The 18,817-nt window shown below is 60.6% G+C and carries 19 protein-coding genes and 3 tRNA genes; 7 read left to right on the forward strand and 15 right to left on the reverse strand.

All coding sequences use genetic code 11. The features are described from left to right. Positions 1–156 precede the first annotated feature (156 nt). The 3 genes from ACFP6B_RS03370 to ACFP6B_RS03380 form a co-directional block, all read right to left on the reverse strand. On the reverse strand, positions 157–345 hold the full coding sequence (locus tag ACFP6B_RS03370) for a YbdD/YjiX family protein (protein WP_377126803.1): 189 nt from the start codon (positions 343–345) through the stop codon (positions 157–159). Positions 346–354: 9 nt separating this feature from the next. Beyond that, the gene (locus ACFP6B_RS03375) at positions 355–2,625 is read right to left on the reverse strand and encodes a carbon starvation CstA family protein (RefSeq protein WP_377126806.1); all 2,271 of its coding nucleotides are present in this window, start codon (positions 2,623–2,625) and stop codon (positions 355–357) included. A 164-nt stretch (positions 2,626–2,789) separates the two neighbouring features. After that, positions 2,790–3,782 (reverse strand): NAD(P)H-quinone oxidoreductase, encoded by a 993-nt coding sequence (locus ACFP6B_RS03380; RefSeq protein WP_377126809.1) that lies wholly within the window; start codon positions 3,780–3,782, stop codon positions 2,790–2,792. 169 nt (positions 3,783–3,951) lie between these two features. Here ACFP6B_RS03380 and ACFP6B_RS03385 point away from each other — a divergent pair. After that, positions 3,952–4,042: transfer RNA gene (locus tag ACFP6B_RS03385), tRNA-Ser, on the forward strand. A gap of 108 nt (positions 4,043–4,150) precedes the next feature. On the opposite strand, the gene ACFP6B_RS03390 is transcribed toward ACFP6B_RS03385, so the two are convergent. After that, positions 4,151–4,537, reverse strand: a complete 387-nt coding sequence (locus ACFP6B_RS03390; protein ID WP_237222167.1) for a DUF4190 domain-containing protein — start codon at positions 4,535–4,537, stop codon at positions 4,151–4,153. Between the two features lie 177 nt (positions 4,538–4,714). Between ACFP6B_RS03390 and ACFP6B_RS03395 the strand changes: the two genes are divergently transcribed. Beyond that, positions 4,715–4,806 (forward strand) — tRNA-Ser (locus tag ACFP6B_RS03395). Between the two features lie 151 nt (positions 4,807–4,957). On the opposite strand, the gene ACFP6B_RS03400 is transcribed toward ACFP6B_RS03395, so the two are convergent. The 10 genes from ACFP6B_RS03400 to ACFP6B_RS03445 all read right to left on the reverse strand — a co-directional run bounded on the left by ACFP6B_RS03400 (position 4,958) and on the right by ACFP6B_RS03445 (position 13,403). Then, entirely contained in the window at positions 4,958–5,485 is a 528-nt protein-coding gene (locus tag ACFP6B_RS03400; RefSeq protein ID WP_377126812.1) for a SixA phosphatase family protein, read from the reverse strand. Positions 5,486–5,494: 9 nt separating this feature from the next. Beyond that, positions 5,495–6,277, reverse strand: coding sequence for an alpha/beta fold hydrolase (locus ACFP6B_RS03405; protein WP_377126815.1), 783 nt, complete (start codon positions 6,275–6,277; stop codon positions 5,495–5,497). A gap of 128 nt (positions 6,278–6,405) precedes the next feature. Beyond that, a complete protein-coding gene (locus tag ACFP6B_RS03410) occupies positions 6,406–7,179 on the reverse strand; it encodes a winged helix-turn-helix domain-containing protein (RefSeq protein WP_237185177.1) in 774 nt (257 codons plus the stop codon). A 462-nt stretch (positions 7,180–7,641) separates the two neighbouring features. Beyond that, positions 7,642–8,280 (reverse strand): uracil phosphoribosyltransferase, encoded by a 639-nt coding sequence (upp, locus tag ACFP6B_RS03415; protein ID WP_237207283.1) that lies wholly within the window; start codon positions 8,278–8,280, stop codon positions 7,642–7,644. Positions 8,281–8,452: 172 nt separating this feature from the next. After that, a tRNA-Ser gene (locus tag ACFP6B_RS03420) sits at positions 8,453–8,543 on the reverse strand. A 65-nt stretch (positions 8,544–8,608) separates the two neighbouring features. Then, complete coding sequence (locus tag ACFP6B_RS03425) at positions 8,609–9,262, reverse strand: TetR/AcrR family transcriptional regulator (RefSeq protein ID WP_377126819.1); 654 nt, start codon at positions 9,260–9,262, stop codon at positions 8,609–8,611. Positions 9,263–9,372: 110 nt separating this feature from the next. Beyond that, positions 9,373–9,858 (reverse strand): tRNA adenosine(34) deaminase TadA, encoded by a 486-nt coding sequence (tadA, locus tag ACFP6B_RS03430; RefSeq protein WP_377126822.1) that lies wholly within the window; start codon positions 9,856–9,858, stop codon positions 9,373–9,375. Positions 9,859–9,876: 18 nt separating this feature from the next. Beyond that, positions 9,877–12,096: a RecQ family ATP-dependent DNA helicase gene (locus ACFP6B_RS03435; protein ID WP_377126825.1), complete on the reverse strand. Its 2,220-nt coding sequence runs from the start codon at positions 12,094–12,096 to the stop codon at positions 9,877–9,879. Further along, positions 12,096–12,824: a hypothetical protein gene (locus tag ACFP6B_RS03440; RefSeq protein ID WP_377126828.1), complete on the reverse strand. Its 729-nt coding sequence runs from the start codon at positions 12,822–12,824 to the stop codon at positions 12,096–12,098. Before ACFP6B_RS03440 ends, ACFP6B_RS03435 begins: the two co-directional genes overlap by 1 nt. Before the next feature lie 72 nt (positions 12,825–12,896). After that, a complete protein-coding gene (locus ACFP6B_RS03445; RefSeq protein WP_377126831.1) occupies positions 12,897–13,403 on the reverse strand; it encodes an asparaginase domain-containing protein in 507 nt (168 codons plus the stop codon). 445 nt (positions 13,404–13,848) lie between these two features. Between ACFP6B_RS03445 and ACFP6B_RS03450 the strand changes: the two genes are divergently transcribed. From ACFP6B_RS03450 to ACFP6B_RS03460, 3 genes are all read left to right on the forward strand, one after another. Further along, complete coding sequence (locus ACFP6B_RS03450; RefSeq protein ID WP_377126834.1) at positions 13,849–14,565, forward strand: hypothetical protein; 717 nt, start codon at positions 13,849–13,851, stop codon at positions 14,563–14,565. A 30-nt stretch (positions 14,566–14,595) separates the two neighbouring features. Continuing rightward, positions 14,596–15,168 (forward strand): hypothetical protein, encoded by a 573-nt coding sequence (locus ACFP6B_RS03455; protein WP_377126837.1) that lies wholly within the window; start codon positions 14,596–14,598, stop codon positions 15,166–15,168. 147 nt (positions 15,169–15,315) lie between these two features. Beyond that, positions 15,316–16,158, forward strand: coding sequence for a sulfurtransferase (locus ACFP6B_RS03460; protein ID WP_377126840.1), 843 nt, complete (start codon positions 15,316–15,318; stop codon positions 16,156–16,158). A gap of 2 nt (positions 16,159–16,160) precedes the next feature. On the opposite strand, the gene ACFP6B_RS03465 is transcribed toward ACFP6B_RS03460, so the two are convergent. Beyond that, positions 16,161–17,072, reverse strand: a complete 912-nt coding sequence (locus ACFP6B_RS03465; protein WP_377126848.1) for a 3-hydroxyacyl-CoA dehydrogenase NAD-binding domain-containing protein — start codon at positions 17,070–17,072, stop codon at positions 16,161–16,163. A 344-nt stretch (positions 17,073–17,416) separates the two neighbouring features. Between ACFP6B_RS03465 and ACFP6B_RS03470 the strand changes: the two genes are divergently transcribed. Then, a complete protein-coding gene (locus ACFP6B_RS03470) occupies positions 17,417–18,073 on the forward strand; it encodes a hypothetical protein (RefSeq protein ID WP_377126851.1) in 657 nt (218 codons plus the stop codon). Next, the gene (locus ACFP6B_RS03475; RefSeq protein ID WP_377126854.1) at positions 18,060–18,686 is read left to right on the forward strand and encodes a class I SAM-dependent methyltransferase; all 627 of its coding nucleotides are present in this window, start codon (positions 18,060–18,062) and stop codon (positions 18,684–18,686) included. The genes ACFP6B_RS03470 and ACFP6B_RS03475 overlap by 14 nt, the downstream gene beginning before the upstream one ends. Positions 18,687–18,817: the final 131 nt, after the last annotated feature.

Here is an 18,817-nt window from a genome sequence, read left to right on the forward strand (position 1 = left end):
CGCCGACCAACCTTCTCGCCGGTTCACTTCGCTCACAGGCGATTCATGCCAGCCCCAGCCAGTCGGCTTCCGTGTGTCCCCGTACCTCGTTATATCGAGACTTCTTTGTGATGCGCTACGGCAAGTCTTCCCTTCGCACGTAGCCTCTCACTGTTCCTAGCAGCACCGAGCTCCCGGGTTCTTATCGAGGGAGTCAGTGTAGTCTTTCCAGAACTCCCGCTCGGTCATAGGAGCGTGGGCGCAGCCGCTGGCGCGGTGGTGGGCCAGGTACTTCTGGTACTTATCTGCGCCCATAACTCCACTAGCGAACCAGCGGACGCGGGCGAGGAAAGAACGGATGCTCATACTCCCCTCCTAGTGGCCACTGTGCCCGGCAGAACCGCTGATCTGGTCGGGGTGCTTGCGGTAGAACTCCTGCCACTGGGCCTCTAGCTCCCGCTCGGCGGGGGTGGCAATCATGCCAGCCGGGGCGTAGAGCTTCGACTCGATGTAGGGGTTTTCCTTGCTTTCCTTCGCGTGGCCGTTCTTAGCCTTGACGACCTCAATCAGGGCGGTAACAACGACCACCAGGGTCAGCACCACGAAGAGGATAGAAAGCGAGCCCTGCACGAAGGTGTTGCGTACAACCGCCTCCATGGCAGCGACGTCCTTCGCCGCACCCAGCGAGGTTTCACCGGCCGCCAGGGCCTCCTTGTAGCGGAAGTGGTTAGCCCAGTAGCCCACAGCGGGATTGGACGAGAAAATCTTCTGGTAAGAGCCCACCACCGTAACGACCAGGTCGAAGACCAGGGGCAGGGCGATAATCCAGAGGTACTTGAAGCGGCCCTTATTCGCGGCAATCGCCAGGCAGACAGCCAGCGCAACAGCAGCCAGCAGCTGGTTGGCGATACCGAAGAGGGGGTAGAAGGTGTTGATGCCGCCGAGCGGGTCGGTGACACCCAGAATCAGAATCGAACCCCAGCCTGCCACCATGACGGCGGTGGTCAGCCAGGCGCCCAGTCGCCAGTTATGGTCGCGGAACTTGGGGAAGAAGTTGCCCAGGGTATCCGAGAGCATGAAGCGGGCTACGCGGGTACCGGCGTCCACCGCGGTGAGGATGAAGAGGGCCTCAAACATGATGGCGAAGTGGTACCAGAAGCTGGTGAGTTCGAACCAGGGCAGCATCTGGTTGAGAATCAGCGCCATACCCACAGCCAGGGTGGGGGCGCCACCGGTGCGGGAGACGATGGAGTGCTCGCCGACGGCGTCCGCAGTGCCCTGCAGCAGTTCGGGGGTGACGTGCACGCCAGTCAGGCCCAGGGAGTTAACGAAAACGGCCGCTGATTCGACGGTACCGCCGGTTGCCCCGGCTGCTGAGTTCATGGCGAAGTAGATGCCGCGGTCGATGGTGACAGCAGCGACCAGGGCCATGATGGCGACGAAGGATTCCATGAGCATGCCGCCATAGCCAATGAAACGAGTCTGGCGTTCCTTTTCAACCATCTTGGGAGTGGTACCCGATGCAATCAGGGCGTGGAAGCCAGACAGCGCACCACAGGCGATGGTGACAAAGAGGAAGGGGAAGAGGGAACCTGACCAGACGGGGCCGTCGGCGCGGCCGGCGAACTCACTAATGGCGGGGACGGTGATTTCGGGGCGGACGACGATAATGCCGACAGCCAGCAGCACGATGGTGCCCACCTTCATGAAGGTTGAGAGGTAGTCGCGCGGGGCGAGCAGCAACCAGACGGGCAGGACGGCGGCGATAAAGCCGTAGATAATGACGCACCAGGCCAGGGTGACGCGGTCGAGCAGCAGGTACTCCATACCCCAGGCGGTGTTGGAGACCCAGCCGCCGCCCACGATAGCGGCCATGAGCAGGACGAAGCCAATCAGCGACACTTCGCCCACCTTACCGGGGCGCAGATAGCGCAGGTAAACGCCCATAAAGAGGGCGATGGGGATAGTCATACCCACCGAGAAAACACCCCAGGGGGATTCACCCAGGGCATTGACCACGACCAGGGCAAGGATAGCGGTAATGATGATCATGATGGCCAGGGTTGCCAGGATGGCGGCGTAGCCACCTACGGTTCCTAGCTCTTCCTTGGCCATCTGGCCCAGGGAGCGTCCGCCCCGGCGCATGGAGAAGAAGAGCACCAGGTAGTCCTGCACGGCACCGGCAAAGATAACGCCGACGATAATCCAGATGGTGCCGGGCAAAAAGCCCATCTGGGCTGCCAGGACGGGGCCTACCAGGGGGCCAGCGCCCGCGATAGCGGCGAAGTGGTGGCCGTAGAGTACGCGGCGGTCGGTGGCGGCGTAGTCCTTGCCGTCAGCGTCGTATTCGGCGGGGGTCGCGCGGCGGTCATCGGGCTGGGTGAGCTTGGCTTCGATGAAGCGGGCGTAGAAACGGTAGGCAATCAGGTAGCTACAGACGGCGGCGAAGACGAACCAGATGGCGTTGACGGTTTCGCCGCGGAAGATAGCGATCATGGACCAGGAAACCGCTCCGACCAAGGCGATGAGGGCCCAGATGGCGATAGTTTTGGGCTTCCAGGTGCGGTGTTCGGCATCGAGCACGTCGGGGTCGACGTAGGGCTTCGGCCGCTCCTGCTCTAGGGTTGAAGAGCTCTGTGGTGACATGGTGAGGCTCCAATGTGACTGTGATGTCCCACAACTGTGTGGGTGTATGCACTCACACAATACCCCCCCTATGGGCGCTAGGTCACATATTACGGCGCTTGTGACGCCGCTTTTCGTTCACCGGCCGGCAGGGCGCCCGCCGCAGATGCGCGGACGCCCGCAGCTTAGGGGGTCAGCAGGATTTTGCCGCGGTGCTTCCCGGCTTCTAAATGGGCGTGGGCTTCTGATGCCCGCTCAAGCGGGAAGACAGCGCTGGTATGGTTCGAGATTTCCCCACTTTCAATCAGGGGCCACACAAGCTGCCCCACACCGTCGACGATACGGGCCTTATCAGCAGCCGACCGCGAGCGCAGGGAGGTGGCGTGCACGCTCAAGCGGCGCGGGAGCATATAGCCCAGGTTGAGCTGCCCCTTGGGCCCGCCCTGCAGTCCGATGACAGCCATAGAGCCATCTACCGCCAGGGTCTTAATGTTTTCCTCCAGGTAGGCTCCACCCACAACGTCCAGGATGTAGTCGGCCCCGCGTCCGTCCGTAAGCTGGCGGACGGCCTCGCGAAAGTCCTGAGTGCGGTAGTTGATAGCCTCAGCGCCCAGCGCCCGAATAAAATCGCACTTTTCATCACTACCACCGGTGGCAAAAACCTGCAGCCCCAGGGCTCGGGCCAGTTCGATAGCGTGGGTACCAATGCCGCCGGTACCACCGTGAATGAGCAGAGTTTTGCCGTCGTTGCCCTCGGGGCGGGGTGCAGCCCCCAGGGTAAGAACCAGGTTGGAGTAGACCGTTGCAGCCACCTCAATGAGGCCGGCGGCGTCTTCGAGGCTGGTGCCTTCGGGTACCGGCAGGGTGTGGTTCAGGTCCACCGCCACGTACTCGGCATACCCACCGCCAGCGAGCAGGGCGACCCGCTCCAGGTTCAGGTAGCCCTCATCGATGCCCTCACGTACGGCTTCCACCGTGCCCGAGACCTCCAGGCCGTAGATGGAACTAGCCCCAGGGGGAGGAGGGTAAAAACCCTGCCGCTGGGAGACGTCCGCCCGGTTGACCCCGCTGGCCGCCACCCGTAGCAGCACCTGGCCGGGGCCAGGTGTCGGCGTCGGCTGCTCGCTCACGACCAGCACCTCGGGGCCGCCGTGTTCTTCTTCGAGGATGGCGCGCATGGGGAACTCCTTCTCACACAGGATTTTCTGCCCCTTGCCGGGGCAGCTAGGCGGACGGACGCTTACCACCCACCTCTATCCCCAGCCTAACGAGAGCAAGGGCACAAAGGCCACTATTTTGCTTTAGGGCGGCAACTGTGTACCATAGTAGAAGTGCTCAGCACAGTTTGGATGGTTGTCCGAGCGGCCGAAGGAGCTGGTCTTGAAAACCAGTAGGCGGCAACCCCGTCTCGTGGGTTCAAATCCCACACCATCCGCCACGAAGCCCGCTTCCGTAAGGGAGCGGGTTTTTTCATGTCCGGGTTCAGAGACAAAAGCGGGGGCAGGCCTCAGCCTGCCCCCGCTCTCTAGGTAAAAGACTTCTAGCGCTAGTAGGTAGAAGAAGTACCGGCGGTGCCGATCAAAATAACAACAAAGGCAATGTAGGCGATGATGAAGAGCAGGGAGAGGATGCCCAGCACCAGGCCGATCCAGCCGGTGACCTTACCGACGGTTGCCTCAGCTCCGTAGGATTCAGCCTTGCGGACCTGGGAAAGGGCAAGGGGACCGAAAACTACGCCGAGGCCCGCAATCACGATGGACAGAATACCGAAAATCATGGCGTTCTGGGCGTGCTTCTGCCCCTCAGGGTTTACAGCAACCTGGCCGTAGGGCTGGTTGTAGTTCTGGGCGTAGGGCTGCTCGCTGGGCGCACTGTAGGAGCCGTAGTTCTGACCTGAATTCTGGGGATTCTGCTGGTTGTACGATTCTGACACGCCGATTTCCTTACCGTTGGGCGCTGAGTGTTACCTGTGCCATTTTATCAAGTGGTCCACAGCAAGCTCCAGGGTTAGCGCCTGCATCTCACAGGGTTTTGACCGCCGCTACTTTTGTCGCTAGTATGGGTAGAGCTGTGTTGCTAGGCCACGTTGACGAGCCTCTACACAGACTATGGAGACGTGCCAGAGCGGCCGAATGGACTTCACTGCTAATGAAGGGTCGGGGTTAAACTCGACCGGGGGTTCAAATCCCCCCGTCTCCGCCACAAAACCCCGGTTGACCTTGGTCGACCGGGGTTTTTCTGTACCTTCACGGCACTCTGCTGGCAGGTGTGCTGCTGACCGCCAAATGTGGCGATGCCGCCGCCACATTTGGCGGTTAGCGCCACAGGTACGGACGCCCGCCGTCAGCTCCCGCTAAAAGCTTGCGAAATGGGTCAGGCGGGCCTCGCCCTCAATCAGCTGGTCCCAGTCACCGCTTACCTCAAAAACGGTCAGGGACGATGGGGCATACCCGTAGGAGGCGTCCATCAGCGCCTCGTACTCTGAATCGGGGCGGGCAAGCTGTAGGGCGGCGTCCTGCACTCCGGGGAGGTGGGCAATCAGCATCAGGGACTGCACCCCGGCGGGGGTGCGGTTGATAGCGGTCAGCAGGGCTGAGGCCGGTGCGTTGTAGAGGCGTTCATCCAGGCTGGCGGTAGGGGCCTTTTCTCCCAGGGCATCTGAAACCCAGGTTGTGGTCTGCCTGGTGCGTAGTGCCGCTGAGCTGACCAGCATCTCGGGTATCAGCCCCTTCTCCTTCAACCACTCCCCGGCCCGCTGGGCCTGCTCACTCCCATGACGGGTCAGCGGGCGGTTGAAATCGTCAAGCCCCCAGTCAGCTTCAGCATGGCGCATGATAATGAGGGTGCGGGCATCGTGACGTGGCAGGACGAAATCGGTCATACACCCATCCTAACCGTCGAGGCCGATAAAGCGCTTGAGCAGGTAAATGGTCTCTTCGGGCTTCTCAGAGTGCACCCAGTGCCCGGCCCCCTTCAGCACCACACGGCGTACCAGGGGGAAGAGCTTCTTCATGGGCTCAAGGTCAGCGTCTGTGATGTAGGGGGAGTCCCCGCCTGCAACCCACAGCACAGGCTTCTCAAAAACTCCGTCAGCCCCCGGCCAGCCCATAATCTCGGGCAGGTGGCGACGGAGCATCTGTAGGTTGGGCTCCCAGGAGTTACCGGCCTTTGACATGGTCAGATTCTGCAGAAGAAAAGCTCGGGTGCCAGCAGCTGGCACATTAACTGCCAGGTCAGCTTCGGCTTGGGAACGGGTAGTGTAGGTATCGATCGGCAGGTTCAGCATAGAATCCATGAGAATCTCAAAACTGCCCTTAGACTCCCCCGGGGCAATATCGATAACCACCAACTTGCTCACCAGGTGGGGGTGGCGCAGGGCCAGCAGCATAGCGATTTTGCCACCCATCGAGTGGCCCATGAGCACCACAGGTTCCCCAGCCCCAAACTCTTCAACGGCCTGAGCTGCCAAGTCCGCCATCTGCCGGTAGTCGAAGCTCTCTGTCCAGTAGCTAGCCCCGTGGTTGGGCAGATCAACAAGCAGGGTTTGCACCCCCTCCCCCAGCCCCTTAGCGATTCGGGTGAAGTTCTTACCCCGCCCCAGCAGGCCGTGTAAAAAGACAGTTTTAATGGGCCCAGAGCCAACAAGAGAAGTTTTCAGAGAGGGAACAGTCATGCTCTCTACTCTACTACCGCCCGCTCCCCCGGCAGCAGGTAGCCGGGCGGGAGCGTCCGCGCATATAAAGAGCACCGCACCCAGCCCCTATAGCTGAGTGCGGCGCTCTTCGCATGGTAGGTGTAAGCCTAGATGGAGTATTCCGGTGCTGCCCAGACAACGACCTCGGGGTGCTCGTAGAAGCGGTAGCCCTGGCCGCGCACGGTACGCACGGTATTCGACAGGCGACCCAGCTTGGAGCGCAGACGGCGGATATGCACGTCAATGGTGCGCTCATTGGGGATTTCTTCAGCGTCACGCCACAGGCTGGTGAGCAGCTCTTCGCGGGCAACGGTACGCTGGCCGTTCTCAACCAGGTAGTTGAGGAGCTCAAACTCCTTGTAGGTGAGGTTGAGCAGTTCGCCGTCCAGGTAAACCTCGCGGCGGGAAAGATCAATCAGCACGCCCACTGAGTGGGTGGGCTTGGCGTCCTCGCCACCGTGATGAGCGGACGCCGGTACCGCCTCAGGCTGGTAGTGCACAGCGGTGGGATCGCCCAGAGCATTGCGGACGACCTCAAGGTCGCTACCCTGTGCATCGGCAGGGGCCAGCGCCACAGCTGCGTAGGACTCGGCGCCAGGCACCTGGTTCTGCACATAGGCGCGGGTATCTTGGACGATTCGCACCAAAGAGGTTCCATGGTTAGCGGCAGCTTCTTCGCTAAGGCCAACATAAATGACGAAGCCGCGAGCTTCGTTCTCCTGCGCAGCTGCGCGCGGAGGCTCAGGCTTGTAGGTCATAGGGCGAAGATTAGCGGGCTGCTGCTTTGCAATACCACGGCTATGACCGGCTACACCCTGCTGGCGCTGAGCGGCAGAACGGTTGCGCTGCGAGATGTGAACATACCCCGGTGCACCTGACATTTTGCCTACCTTCTCCCTGTATGAGTCGAGCATTAGTGTGTGGTTCCGCTAGAAAGCAAACCCCGTGTGCGGGTGGGCCTGCTGTCTACTTTTAATCGTTGTCCGAATTTGTATTTAAAGCAAGTAATATTCGCGTATTTTTTCAACTTATCTGAGTCTAGCCTCTGGGTGGGCGTCAGCAAACATGAAAACCCTTACACCCCACGGCATACTTTTACACTCTAGGTTCTGAATAAAGCCTTGACACCCCCGGTTTTCTGCATATTTTTACCTACCGAAAAAACCAGACAGCTAGAACGCCTGAAATTCAAATGTCAATACCTTTTTGTGGCCAAATCTCACCATGCAATATATTTGCCATCACGTACCGGGCCCGCAGCAGGCGTCCGCCCCTACAAAAACAGGGGCAGCCCGCCACCTGGCGAGCTACCCCTAGGCTAAAGGCAGTGAGCTAAAAAATCCCTACTCAGCGACCCCGTAGAGGCGGTCACCGGCATCGCCCAGACCGGGCACAATGTAGGCCTTCTCGTTGAGGCGCTCGTCCTGGGCGGCCAGGAAGAGGTCGACGTTCTCAAGGCCGTCAACGCCTTTCTCAAGGGCCTCAATACCCTCAGGGGCACCCAGTACGCATACGCAGGTGATGTGCTCAGCGCCGCGAGCGCGCAGGAACTTGATGGACTCGATCAGGGTACCGCCAGTGGCCAGCATGGGGTCCAGCACATAGACCTGACGGCCGGTGAGATCCTCGGGGAGACGCTCGGCGTAGGTGACGATATCCAGGGTTTCCTCGTTGCGAGCCATACCCAGGAAGCCCACCTCAGCGGTAGGAATAAGGCGGGTCATGCCCTCTAGCATGCCCAGACCGGCGCGCAGGATCGGCACAATCAGGGGGCGGGGGTTGGCAATGTGCGAGCCGACGGTGGTAGCAACCGGGGTTTCAACTTCGCGGGGCTCAACGCGAATCTCGCGGGTAGCCTCGTAGGCCAGCAGAGTGACAAGCTCGTCAACAAGCTGGCGGAAAATCGGGGAGGGGGTGTTCTTATCGCGAAGAACGGTAATTTTGTGGTCAACCAGGGGGTGGTCCAGAACTTTAATACGCATAGTTAAAAGCTACCACTGGGCGCCAGCCCGTGAAGAGTTGAAGGGCAAACGAGTATCACACGGGTATCACCGCTTGACAGGTTTATGTCAGATTTTTGTCACGGGGCCGTTTTTGGGCATGAAAAAACCCGCCCCCCTCTAGCTCTCACTAGGGGGAACGGGTTTTTATCGTTGGCGGTGACGGAGGGATTTGAACCCTCGGTACGGGGTTACCGTACACAACATTTCGAGTGTTGCACCTTCGGCCGCTCGGACACGTCACCAAACTCTGGAAATTTTACCCTAGATACCCTGGTCACTCAACTCAGTGGGGCCAGTAGGCAGGGCTCTAGCCCTGGATGTAGCCGTCGATGGTGAGCATAGCCAGCTCGGCCCCCTCGTCAGGGGTGCGCTCAGCGCCGTGGCGGGTTTCGTCCATGGAGAGCATGAAGACCGCGCCAAAGATAATGAGGGAGACCCCCTCGATGGAGCGGTCTGTACGCACGGTGTATCGGGTAGCCAGGGGGCTAATGAGCTCGCGGATAAAGCGCATGATGTCTGCACGAATCAGGTCGGTGGTGGGCGACCATTCAGCACCGGCCCGCCAGAGCTCTGACACCCACAGTCGGGCGAAGCCGGGGTGCTCGCTCAGGTAGATAATGGCGGCGTGCAAGGCGCTCCGCAGGGCTTCTCGGGGGTCGTCGTGGTTGCTGGCAACCGTGGTCATCTCGGCCAGCAGCAGCTTGGCACCGTATTGCAGGAGCTGGTCAATCATGGTCTTCTTCGACCCGAAATTGTAGTAGACCGTGCCCTTTGAGACCCCGGCCCGCTCCGCGATGTCTTCGACGGTGGTGGCGGTGGGGCCACCCTCGCTCATGATGTCCATGGCAGCTTCAAAGAGTTTGAGCTGGGTTTTATTGGTACGCCCGGGGCGGCGACTGCTCGCCTCGACCACCGGTGTTTGGTGTGCGTAGACGACCGCTTCTACCTGTTGTTTGGCCACGCCTGCCCCCTTACCGTATTTGAAAAAATAGTATTGCTTTTTCAAAGATACATGATTGTGGGGCGGCTGTGCAGTTTTCTGCGGGGCGTTTTAGGGCAGGCCCTCCCCTACTAGCGATGTTTTCTAAAGAAAGTAGTCAGCAGCTCGGCGCATTCGCTCTCAAGCACGCCGGGGTAGACCTCTACCCAGTGGTTGACTTTGCGGTCGCGCAGCACGTCGTAGACGCTCCCGGCAGCCCCTGTTTTTTCTTCCCAGGCTCCCATCACCACGGTGGGCAGGCGGGCCAGCAGGATAGCCCCGGCGCACATGAGGCAGGGTTCGAGGGTGACGACCAGGCTGCAGCCCTCTAGCCGCCAGCTGCCCAGGTGTTCGGCGGCCTGCCGAATGGCGATGACTTCGGCATGGGCGGTGGGGTCGGCATCGGCCTCGCGCCGATTGTAGCCGCGCCCGATGACCTGCCCGGCGGCGTCCACAACCACCGCACCAATGGGCACATCGTCGCTGGCTAGGGCCAACTTTGCCTGGTCAATGGCCTGGCGCATGAGGGCTTCGTGCTGCGGGTTGCGCGGACGCGTGGGCAGGGCGGTTCGGGGCATGGTTCCTTCGGCGCGTGCTTAGTTGGTGAGGGCCAGGGCGTAGGGCAGGACGGCGGTCGCACCGGCTGCCCGCAAGGTACGGGCGGTGACGGTGGTTGACCAGCGAGAGTCAATTCTATCGGTGACGACGAGAACCGGGCCCGGGTTGGTCGCCAGATAGTCGGCCGCCGCCGGGGGCAGGCGGTAGGCGTTCAGCACCCCGGCACAGCGGAAGACGCTGTTGCCGCCGAAGTGGGTAGGGGCGTCCGCCAGTTCAAAGTCGCCCAGGTCGGCCAGGCGTCCGGCTGCGGCGATGCCGCGGGCCAGTGAGGATGCCAGCTGCGGACGCACCGGTGAGGGTAGACCAATGACGGCAACCGGGCGCTCTTCCCAGCCCCATTCGGCCAGCACCTGCAGGCTGGCTCGGCCCAGGTCGGCAGGGACGGGGCCGTCCGCAGCCTGCCCGTCGGGGCCGGGGGCGAAAATCTCGCGCAGGCGGTTACCCCAGCCCAGGTCGGTCAGGCGGGCGAGGGCCCGGCCCTCACTAGCGCGTTCAGTTTCGGCGATCTTGCCGTGCAGGGGCTTGCCGGTGACTTCGTGTACCGCCTGGGGAACTAAGCGGTCGAGGCCGGTGGGCCACATGCCGCGCGGCTCAATGAGTACGCCCACGCGGGCTAGGGCCGCCCCGGCCTGCTCAGTCAGGGCGGGGTTGAAGCCGGTGGGGTACCAGGGACCGGCGCACACGTCGCAGATGCCGCAGGGACGGGCTGTGGTGTCGTCGAGTTCGCGGGCGAGGAAGACCATACGGCAGGTATCGGTGTGCTGGTAGGCAAGCATGGCTTCCTGCTCACGCTGACGGGCCTGGCGTACCCGAGCGTAGCGGGGGGCGTCATAGTGCCAGGGGGCTCCGGTCGCCACCCAGCCGCGGGAGCCGCGTTCTACAGCCCCTTCCACCGCTAAGACTTTAAGGAGCAGGTCAAGAGAAGAGCGCTTAACATCGACTCGGGTTTCGAGGGCGGGCACGCTCAGTTCTGTGCCCGCGGCGGTTGCCTCGGTCAGCGCCGCCAACACGGCACCGGTGTTTTCTTCGGTCGGCATCGAGGCAGTGGCGAAGTAGTCCCAGATTTCCTTATCTTCCCTGCCGGGTAGCAGGAGCACATCGGCCTTGATAGCGCCACGACCGGCTCGGCCCACCTGCTGGTAGTAGGCCACGGCGCTGGAGGGAGCACCCAGGTGCACCACAAACCCCAGGTCAGGCTTATCGAAGCCCATCCCCAGGGCGCTGGTAGCTACCAGGGCTTTGACCCGGTTTTCTTTCAGGGCACTTTCGGCCTCGCGCCGTTCATCGGGGTCGGTTTTACCGGTATAGGCCAGCACCTCGTAGCCGGCGGCCCGCAGGGCTGTGGCGGTATCTTCGGCCGCCGAAACGGTCAGGGTGTAGACAATGCCAGAGCCTGGCAAGCTGCCAAGGTGGGTGGCTAGCCAGCCCAGGCGGTCGCTGGTGGTAGGTAGAGCAAGGACGCCCAGACGCAGCGAGTCGCGGGACAGCGGGCCCCGCAAAATAAAGACTTCATCAGCGGAGCCCGCACTACCCTGCTGCCGGGTGCCGAGCTGCTCGGCGACGTCCTGCACCACCCGCTCGTTAGCGGTTGCGGTGGTAGCCAGCACGGGGACGCCGGTGGGCAGGGCCGCGATCAGGTCGCGGATACGGCGGTAGTCGGGGCGGAAGTCGTGCCCCCAGTCAGAGATGCAGTGGGCCTCGTCAATGACCAGCAGGCCGCAGGTACGCACCAGCTCGGGTAGCCAGTCTGAGCGGAAGGAGGGGTTATTGAGCCGCTCAGGGCCCACCAGCAGCACATCGAGTTCACCGGCAGCGAGCTGGGCGCGCACAGCGTCCCACTCGGTCACGTTCGACGAGTTGACCATAGCGGCCCGCACCCCGGTGCGGGCAGCGGCCTCTACCTGGTCGCGCATGAGAGCCAGCAGGGGCGAAACAATGAGGGCGGGCCCGCTCCCCCGCCTGCGCAGGAGCAGAGCGGAGAGGAAGTAGACCGCCGACTTACCCCAGCCAGTTCGCTGGATTACCAGGGCCCGGCGGCGCTGCTGCACCAGGGCCTCAATGGCCTCGAACTGGCCGGGGTGGAAGGCGGCAGCGGGGTTGCCGGTCAGGCGGGTGAGAAGCTCGGTAGCCTCAGCCCGCAGGCTCCCGGGCGAAAGGACGCCGCCCGCCACCGGGTCTGGCTGTTGGGGCAGGGGCACTAGCGCTGGCCCCGGTCAGCGCCCATGTAGGCCTGCTGCAGTTTCCACTGCTGGTAGGCCTTGATCTGACGCATGTAGGTTGAGACGGGGTTCTTCCAGACGAAGACCAAAAAGACGATAGCTAGCACGCCAGCGAGCAGGTCTACCAGCATGGTCCAGTGGAAGATCAGAAGCAGGGTCAGTGCACCCATGAGCAGGTTCAGAATCTGGATGCTCGCCACGACGGTCAGAACGATACGGGCCCAGTTATGGCCCTTGTTCATCATGATGGTGAAGAAGACGAGCAGGGCTGACCAGATAAGACCAAAGACCAGCCCCATAATGAGGCCGGCAGTAGCGAAACCTGCATCTGCGCTCGCAGTTATCTCAGCCTCCGCCGCAGCGAAGTCTTCTTCGGTCATTATCCCGCTGAAGAGGGAGAGGATGCTGTTGCTCGTTGCCTGCTGAATCTCCTGGTAGAAGATAGTGCCCAGAATAGACCCCAGAACGCCCAGTCCAATCATCACGTACATGATGAGGCTAGCGGTTTTGAGGGACTGTGGACGCTCGGGTGCATCCATGTGGGCGGGGAGGCCCTGCCCGTAAGCCTGGGCGTAGCCGGCGTAGGCGCCCTGCTCGGTGTAGTAGCCGGGCTGGGTTGCCGAATAGGCCGGGGGCTGGGCCTGGTTGGGGTAGGTGGGGGGCTGGTAGTTACCGGTGGTGTTGTCGTTGCCGGGGTACTGGCTCACGGGGTCCTCCTGGTCAGTGGGTGGCCGATGCTTGCTTTAAGCCTACCGGCCAATAGCCCCGCTCACCAGGGTTTACGCAATTTCGAAGATGCCGCGAGCCCGGTCCTTTTTTACGGAGGAGGCAGGGAAAATACGGCCGCTCATCGAAATGTAGACGCCGGGTTCGAGCAGGCTAAGGGCGGCGACTGCTGCGCCCAGGTTGAAGCTGGCGTCGGACTTTCGCATAGACGCCGGCTGCATGGCCCCGGTGAGCACAACTACCTTGTTGCCGAGGGTGGCGTTGGCTTCGAGGTAGCGGGCGGTTTCGGGCATGGTGTCGGTGCCGTGGGTGATGATGATGCGGTCGTTCTGTACGGCGTTGAGGGCCTCGGTCAGCACGGCACGGTCGGCATCAACCATATCGAGGCTGTCGAGCTTGAGCACGCTTTGAACCTCAAAAACGGTATCGGTAAGCACGTAGCTGAGCAGCTCGGGCACTGAGGGTTCGCCGATTTCCAGTTCACCGGCGACGGAGTAGACCTTGTCGAAGGTGCCACCGGTGGTCAGGATGGTCACGGTCTCTGCGTTGTTGATGGGCATGGCTTCCTTGAGGGGTTACGGGGGGTGTTTCTAAGTCTAGTGGAGGGGCAGACGGACGCCCGTGGTCGGCTCAGTGGGCGGAATCGGGACTTCCTGCCCCCGATTTAATTCGCTCATGGCGAACATGGGCAAGAGAGCACTCCGTAAACGCAGGGTAAACAACAGGAAAAGTAAGGTGCAACACAAAATTTTACCCCGAAAACGTCAAGTCTATACAACCTTAAAGTCGTCATAACTTTAAGGGACAAGCCAGCCCCTTTTTAAAGAAAACCCAGCAATATTTCAAACACTAAATAAACCCGCCCACCACCAAAGTCAAGACCCCGCACCCACCCCAAGCAAGGGCGTCCTAACCTGCGATATAAGCGCGCCAAAACACGCTCCTAGAATGACTCGTAAGCCCCCAGGGGCCCACCCACACACCACCTCACCCTAGGAGCAAACCATGAAGCTCGCACCCAAAGTAGCAGCAACCCTCTCAGCAGCTGCACTCGCCTTCTCCATGGCGTCCGCACCCGCCACCGCCGCCGAAAGCACCGACGCGGGCAACGGCACCATCATCAACACCTACCCCGAAACCCCGGCCCTCAACGCCACCCTGCCCATCGTAGAGACCTACCACAAGAGCGACTCCATCAAGGCCAACATCCTCAACGCCCGCCCCGTCTGCAACGCCTGGGAAGACTACCGCACCGTGGTCTACAAGGTCACCGACAACTTCACCCCCGTCGGTACCATCTCAACCACCAACAGCACCTCAGCCCCCGTCAACCTCACCCAGAACCTCTCCAAGACCCAGACCGTCACCATGAGCGTCAACGGGTCAAAGACCGAAACCGCCTCGTTCAACCTGGGCGGCACCCAGAACCTCGATAAGGGCAGCATCAACGCCGGCATCGCCTACTCCATCGCCAAGACCGTAGGCGGCGACGCCTCCTACTCCCTCTCCTGGAGCGTCGGCCAGACCATCGGCCCCTACGAAGTACCCGCAGGCTACACCGGCGAAGCTACCTACGGCTTCCGCACCATCGCCATGACCGGCACCCAGCAGTACTGCATGCTCAACGGCACCTGGTCCAACCCCGTCGCCTGGCGCGCCAACGTCCCCATCAAGAACCAGGTCACCGTCAAGCTCTACAGCAACCCCGCTGACTCCTACTAAACCGCCCCGTCTTTGAGAGAAGGTACAACCATGCAGACCGCTATCACCCGTCGCACCGCCATCACCTCCCTAGCTCTGGGCACCGCCTCCCTGGCCTTTGCCTCAACCGCAGCCCGAGCCGCCGCCCCCGCCTACGACCTTGAGCCCGTCCTCACCGTCTCATCCTGGAAGGCTGAAGGCTACGCCGGCCTGGTCGCCCTGCGCCTCAAGAACGTAGGCACTGAGCGCTACTACGGCGACTTCCCCGTGGTCTCCTTCCGCATCGACGTGAAGACCGCATCGGGCCCCACCGGCGTTGACCGCCTGATCACCCCCGGCTGGTTCAACGGCGCCTACACCCGCGACCTGGGTTTTGACGCCGCAACCTCAACCCGCAGCTTCCTGGTCACCCTGGCCAACCCCATCAAGGCCGGTGAAACCCAGCTGGTTGCCAACCTCAACTTCGGTGACGGCCTCACCTCAGAGGGCCGCCTGCGCAACTACATCACCGTCGCCCAGGTCGGCCGCATCGCCGGTGACACCTCCACCGGTAACGACCAGAACCGTGATTCTCGCGAAATCACCCTGACCGATACCGGCCGCAAGGCAAGCGGCATCTTCTAAGCCGCTCGGCTTCCAAGCCTTAACTTGTCGCACCTACTGCACCCCGGCGTCCTTGCCGTCTATGAGCAAGGACGCCGGGGCGCAGCCTTTCGCGGGTAGCGGCAGAGTCAGTAGCATGGGAGGGTAACAATCCCCCGTGAAAGGCTGATGATGCCCGAAACTACCGCCATTAACCTGCGCTTCCCCATCGTGGGAGCCCAGTGGCTGGCAGCCAATATTGCCGCCCCGAACCTGGTCATTCTGGACGCCTCCGTCGGCGAATTCGCCGGCGCTAGCACCGGCATACCCGGCGCCCGCCGCTTTGATATCGACGGTGAATTCAGCGGCCCCGAGGGCGTGCACACCATGCTGAGCGCCGAGGACTTTGAAGCTAAGGTCCGTGCTCTCGGCATCAGCAAGGACGCCGCCATCGTGGTCTATGACCGCCAGGGCATGTTCTCTGCCGCCCGCGGCTGGTTCATGTTTGTGGCTATGGGGCACGATAACGTTGCCGTGCTCGACGGGGGTCTGCCCGCCTGGGAGGCAGCCGGTTTCAACCAGCTCCCCCTCAACGAGGGCCCTTTTACTCCCGGTTCATTCGTGGCAGAAGACCGCGGCCTCTTCGTTGACGCGCTCACCACCAAGGCCTTTGCAGAGCGGGAGGACGCCGCCGTCATTGACGCCCGCAGCGCCGAACGCTTTGCCGGCACCGCGCCCGAACCCCGCCCGGGTCTGCGGGCTGGCCATATTCCCGGCTCCGTCAACCTGCCCTTCACCTCCCTGCTCGATGAGCAGGGGCGCTTCCGCGCCCCCGAAGAAGTCAAGGCAGCCGTGGATGCGGTGGCAGGGGATGCTGAAACCCTGATTTTCTCCTGCGGCTCCGGCGTGACCGCCTGCATTGACGCCCTCGCAGCCTATGTATCGGGCTATACCGAGCTGGCTGTCTACGACGGTTCCTGGGCCGAGTGGGGCGCAGAGGACCCGGCGGGCCTGCGCCCCGTTGAGCAGTAGCGCTACTTTCCGAAGTTTTCGGTCCAGTAGTCGTTGGCTCCGGTGATGTTGCCATCCTCGTCGTAGAGGTAGAAGCCCTTGCGGTCGGCAACACCGCTGAAGCCAGCTTCGAGAGCTTCCTTGAGTTTGACACCGAACTCGCGGACGGTTTCATCATCGCTTGCCGAGGCGATGTGTGAGGCGACGTTGAAGCCCACGGTGTCATAGGCTGCGAAGGGGCCTGCCTTGGTACCGGTAGCGATGGTCCAGGCCTTATCGATTTCTTCAGGGGTGCCTACGCCATTGACGTAGAGCTTTGCGCCGGCATCGAGCCAGGGAATGAGCAGGGAGTTCAGTAGGTAGCCGGGCTGCTCCTTGCGGACGTAGACAGGGACCATGCCGGTTTCTTCGGCGTAGCGAATGGCGTCCTTGATACTTTCTTCGTTGGTCTTGGCGGTGCCCATAATTTCGGCGGTATTTCGTACCCAGACTCGGTTGGCGTAGTGGATGGCCAAGAAGCGGTCGGTGTGGCCGCTAGCGTCTGCGAAGTTAGAGGGTAGCAGGGACGAGGTGTTGGTAGCGAGCAGGGTGCGCTCATCGGCTAGCTCCCCTACCTTGGCCCAGGTTTCGCGCTTGAGGTCGAGGTTTTCGGGGACGGCCTCGATGACGATATCGACGTCGCTGACCGCTTCTTTGAGGTCGCTGGTGGGAACGATGCGGGCGATGGCTTCGTCGAATTTTTCGGGGGTGTAGTCAGGAAGGTCTTGTTCGTAGCCCTGGCGGATCCAGGCCCAGCGGTCGGTGAGCTTATCGAGGGCTTCGGGGAAGGCATCGTAGGCAAAGACCTTCTTGCCGTGCCAGGCTGCCTGCATGATGATTTGGGACCCCAGGACGCCGGTACCGAGGACAGCTACGGTGTTGAATTCGCGTGACATGGTGGTCTTCTCCTTTGAAGAGTTATTTCATTGATGTAATAGATACTACACCTACCAACCCCTCACCGCCACCTCCCGTGTTCGCGGGCACAACATGTTGCGTCCACCGCCAATTGTGGCAGCGGCACCGCCACATTTGGCAGCGAGCGCCACAGGCGCACAGTTATTCCTTGACGAAGCTCGAACCCACGACCCACGGATTAAAAGTTCTTGACCAGCTTACCTAAAGAAACTCAGCGGGGCTTCGAGAAATCTTAGACTGTCTTGAAAAACAGTAACCCCGGCGATATGCAAGAGCAGGGATCGTTCCGGGGTTTTCATTCTCAACTATAATGCTAAGAACCATGGGAAACAAGAAGGTATCAGTCGAAGAGTTAGAGGTGTGGTTCTCAGAACCTCGACTTCACAGGTACAGGATGTATAGGAATCCGGAGCAGGTCTACCACTGGAATGCTCATATCACCAAGGAACTCTTAGTTGACATCGGCCACCTCGAAATCCTACTGCGAAATGCAGTAGACAGAGCCCTCCGCCAAGATGACAGATACGGCAAATACTGGTTTCAGAACCCTGCCCTACCGCTGAGCTATCAAGCTCAGAAAAGCGTGGTTAAAGCGGTCGAACGCGCAACGCGGCGCGGGACAAGGCCTTTGGATGCCGGTCGGGTTATCGCAGAACTACCTTTTGATTTCTGGAGGTATTTATTCTCGAAGTACTACCAAGCAACAGTCTGGCCAAAGTTTGCTAGCTGCTTGTCAGCCAAGGTCAGCAGAGTCGAATTTGAGCGCCATCTCAACTTTGTTTATATCAACCGTAATCGTTTCTCTCACCATGAACCTATCATCAAGGGAAGCTACGAGGATGATCTCGCATATGTTCAGAGTCTATTGGCTTCTATCTATTTTTTAGCATCTCTTATCTCAGACAATACTTCCTTGTGGATTCGACAGAATTCATCTGTAGATGAGAGGTTAGGGAATCATCCAGATGCCAACTCGTGAGGGCCACACACAAACTATCGCTGCTTATTCTGAGCGTGCTCAAGAATATGCAACGGTGTTAGGACATATTAAAGCTACGAAAGAGGCCGATCGAAAGCTGGTTAGCTCTTGGGCCAGTTCCGTCGCGGGGATTATCCTTGACCTCGGATGCGGGCCTGGGCACTGGGCAAATTTTATTGCATCACAAGGTATAAAGGTGAAGGGCCTTGACCCCACTCCCCTTTTTATTGAAATTGCCTCGGAAAAATATCCTCATGAGCAGTTTGAGGTGGGAACAGTTGCAGATGAAGCAGGAAAGGAATATCGCGGGGTTCTTGCTTGGTACTCCCTCATACATTGCGCACCAGAACAACTCTTACAGGAACTAAAAGGTATCTGGTCGGTTCTTTCTGAGGACGGCACCCTCCTGCTTGGGTATTTTCGGGGAAAATCTCTAGGAATCTTTAACCACGCGGTCACCCCGGCCTGGTACTGGCCTGATAGTTTTATGGCCGAGATTCTTAGTCAGGCAGGCTTCCAAATCCTTGACCGAGAGTATCGAACTGATCAGGATGCTCGCCCTCATGGCGCAATAGTTGCACAAAAGGTGACCCCTGAGAGGGGAGATTTTTAGAAGTTAACAGGCTATAAGACCCAAGGTAAATAAAGAGCCCCGCAGGCTATATGAACTAGCCCCCGAAAGTTGGACTGGTTTAATCCTAGACCGTCAGGGCTGCCAAAGCCTGGCTCCGATACCCCATCGGA

This window comes from Rothia nasimurium (assembly GCF_042660305.1).
Lineage (GTDB): Bacteria > Actinomycetota > Actinomycetes > Actinomycetales > Micrococcaceae > Rothia > Rothia nasimurium.

What these genes read in the sequence shown, in the direction of transcription:
- ACFP6B_RS03460 (WP_377126840.1), top strand. Translation starts at nt 15,316, where the DNA reads ATGATGCCCGAAACTACCGCCATTAACCTGCGCTTCCCCATCGTGGGA.
- ACFP6B_RS03455 (WP_377126837.1), top strand. Translation starts at nt 14,596, where the DNA reads ATGCAGACCGCTATCACCCGTCGCACCGCCATCACCTCCCTAGCTCTG.
- ACFP6B_RS03470 (WP_377126851.1), top strand. Translation starts at nt 17,417, where the DNA reads ATGGGAAACAAGAAGGTATCAGTCGAAGAGTTAGAGGTGTGGTTCTCA.
- ACFP6B_RS03465 (WP_377126848.1), bottom strand. Translation starts at nt 17,072, where the DNA reads ATGTCACGCGAATTCAACACCGTAGCTGTCCTCGGTACCGGCGTCCTG.
- ACFP6B_RS03375 (WP_377126806.1), bottom strand. Translation starts at nt 2,625, where the DNA reads ATGTCACCACAGAGCTCTTCAACCCTAGAGCAGGAGCGGCCGAAGCCC.
- ACFP6B_RS03410 (WP_237185177.1), bottom strand. Translation starts at nt 7,179, where the DNA reads ATGTCAGGTGCACCGGGGTATGTTCACATCTCGCAGCGCAACCGTTCT.
- ACFP6B_RS03445 (WP_377126831.1), bottom strand. Translation starts at nt 13,403, where the DNA reads ATGCCCATCAACAACGCAGAGACCGTGACCATCCTGACCACCGGTGGC.
- ACFP6B_RS03400 (WP_377126812.1), bottom strand. Translation starts at nt 5,485, where the DNA reads ATGACCGATTTCGTCCTGCCACGTCACGATGCCCGCACCCTCATTATC.
- tadA (WP_377126822.1), bottom strand. Translation starts at nt 9,858, where the DNA reads ATGCCCCGAACCGCCCTGCCCACGCGTCCGCGCAACCCGCAGCACGAA.
- upp (WP_237207283.1), bottom strand. Translation starts at nt 8,280, where the DNA reads ATGCGTATTAAAGTTCTGGACCACCCCCTGGTTGACCACAAAATTACC.
- ACFP6B_RS03380 (WP_377126809.1), bottom strand. Translation starts at nt 3,782, where the DNA reads ATGCGCGCCATCCTCGAAGAAGAACACGGCGGCCCCGAGGTGCTGGTC.
- ACFP6B_RS03450 (WP_377126834.1), top strand. Translation starts at nt 13,849, where the DNA reads ATGAAGCTCGCACCCAAAGTAGCAGCAACCCTCTCAGCAGCTGCACTC.
- ACFP6B_RS03405 (WP_377126815.1), bottom strand. Translation starts at nt 6,277, where the DNA reads ATGACTGTTCCCTCTCTGAAAACTTCTCTTGTTGGCTCTGGGCCCATT.
- ACFP6B_RS03370 (WP_377126803.1), bottom strand. Translation starts at nt 345, where the DNA reads ATGAGCATCCGTTCTTTCCTCGCCCGCGTCCGCTGGTTCGCTAGTGGA.
- ACFP6B_RS03475 (WP_377126854.1), top strand. Translation starts at nt 18,060, where the DNA reads ATGCCAACTCGTGAGGGCCACACACAAACTATCGCTGCTTATTCTGAG.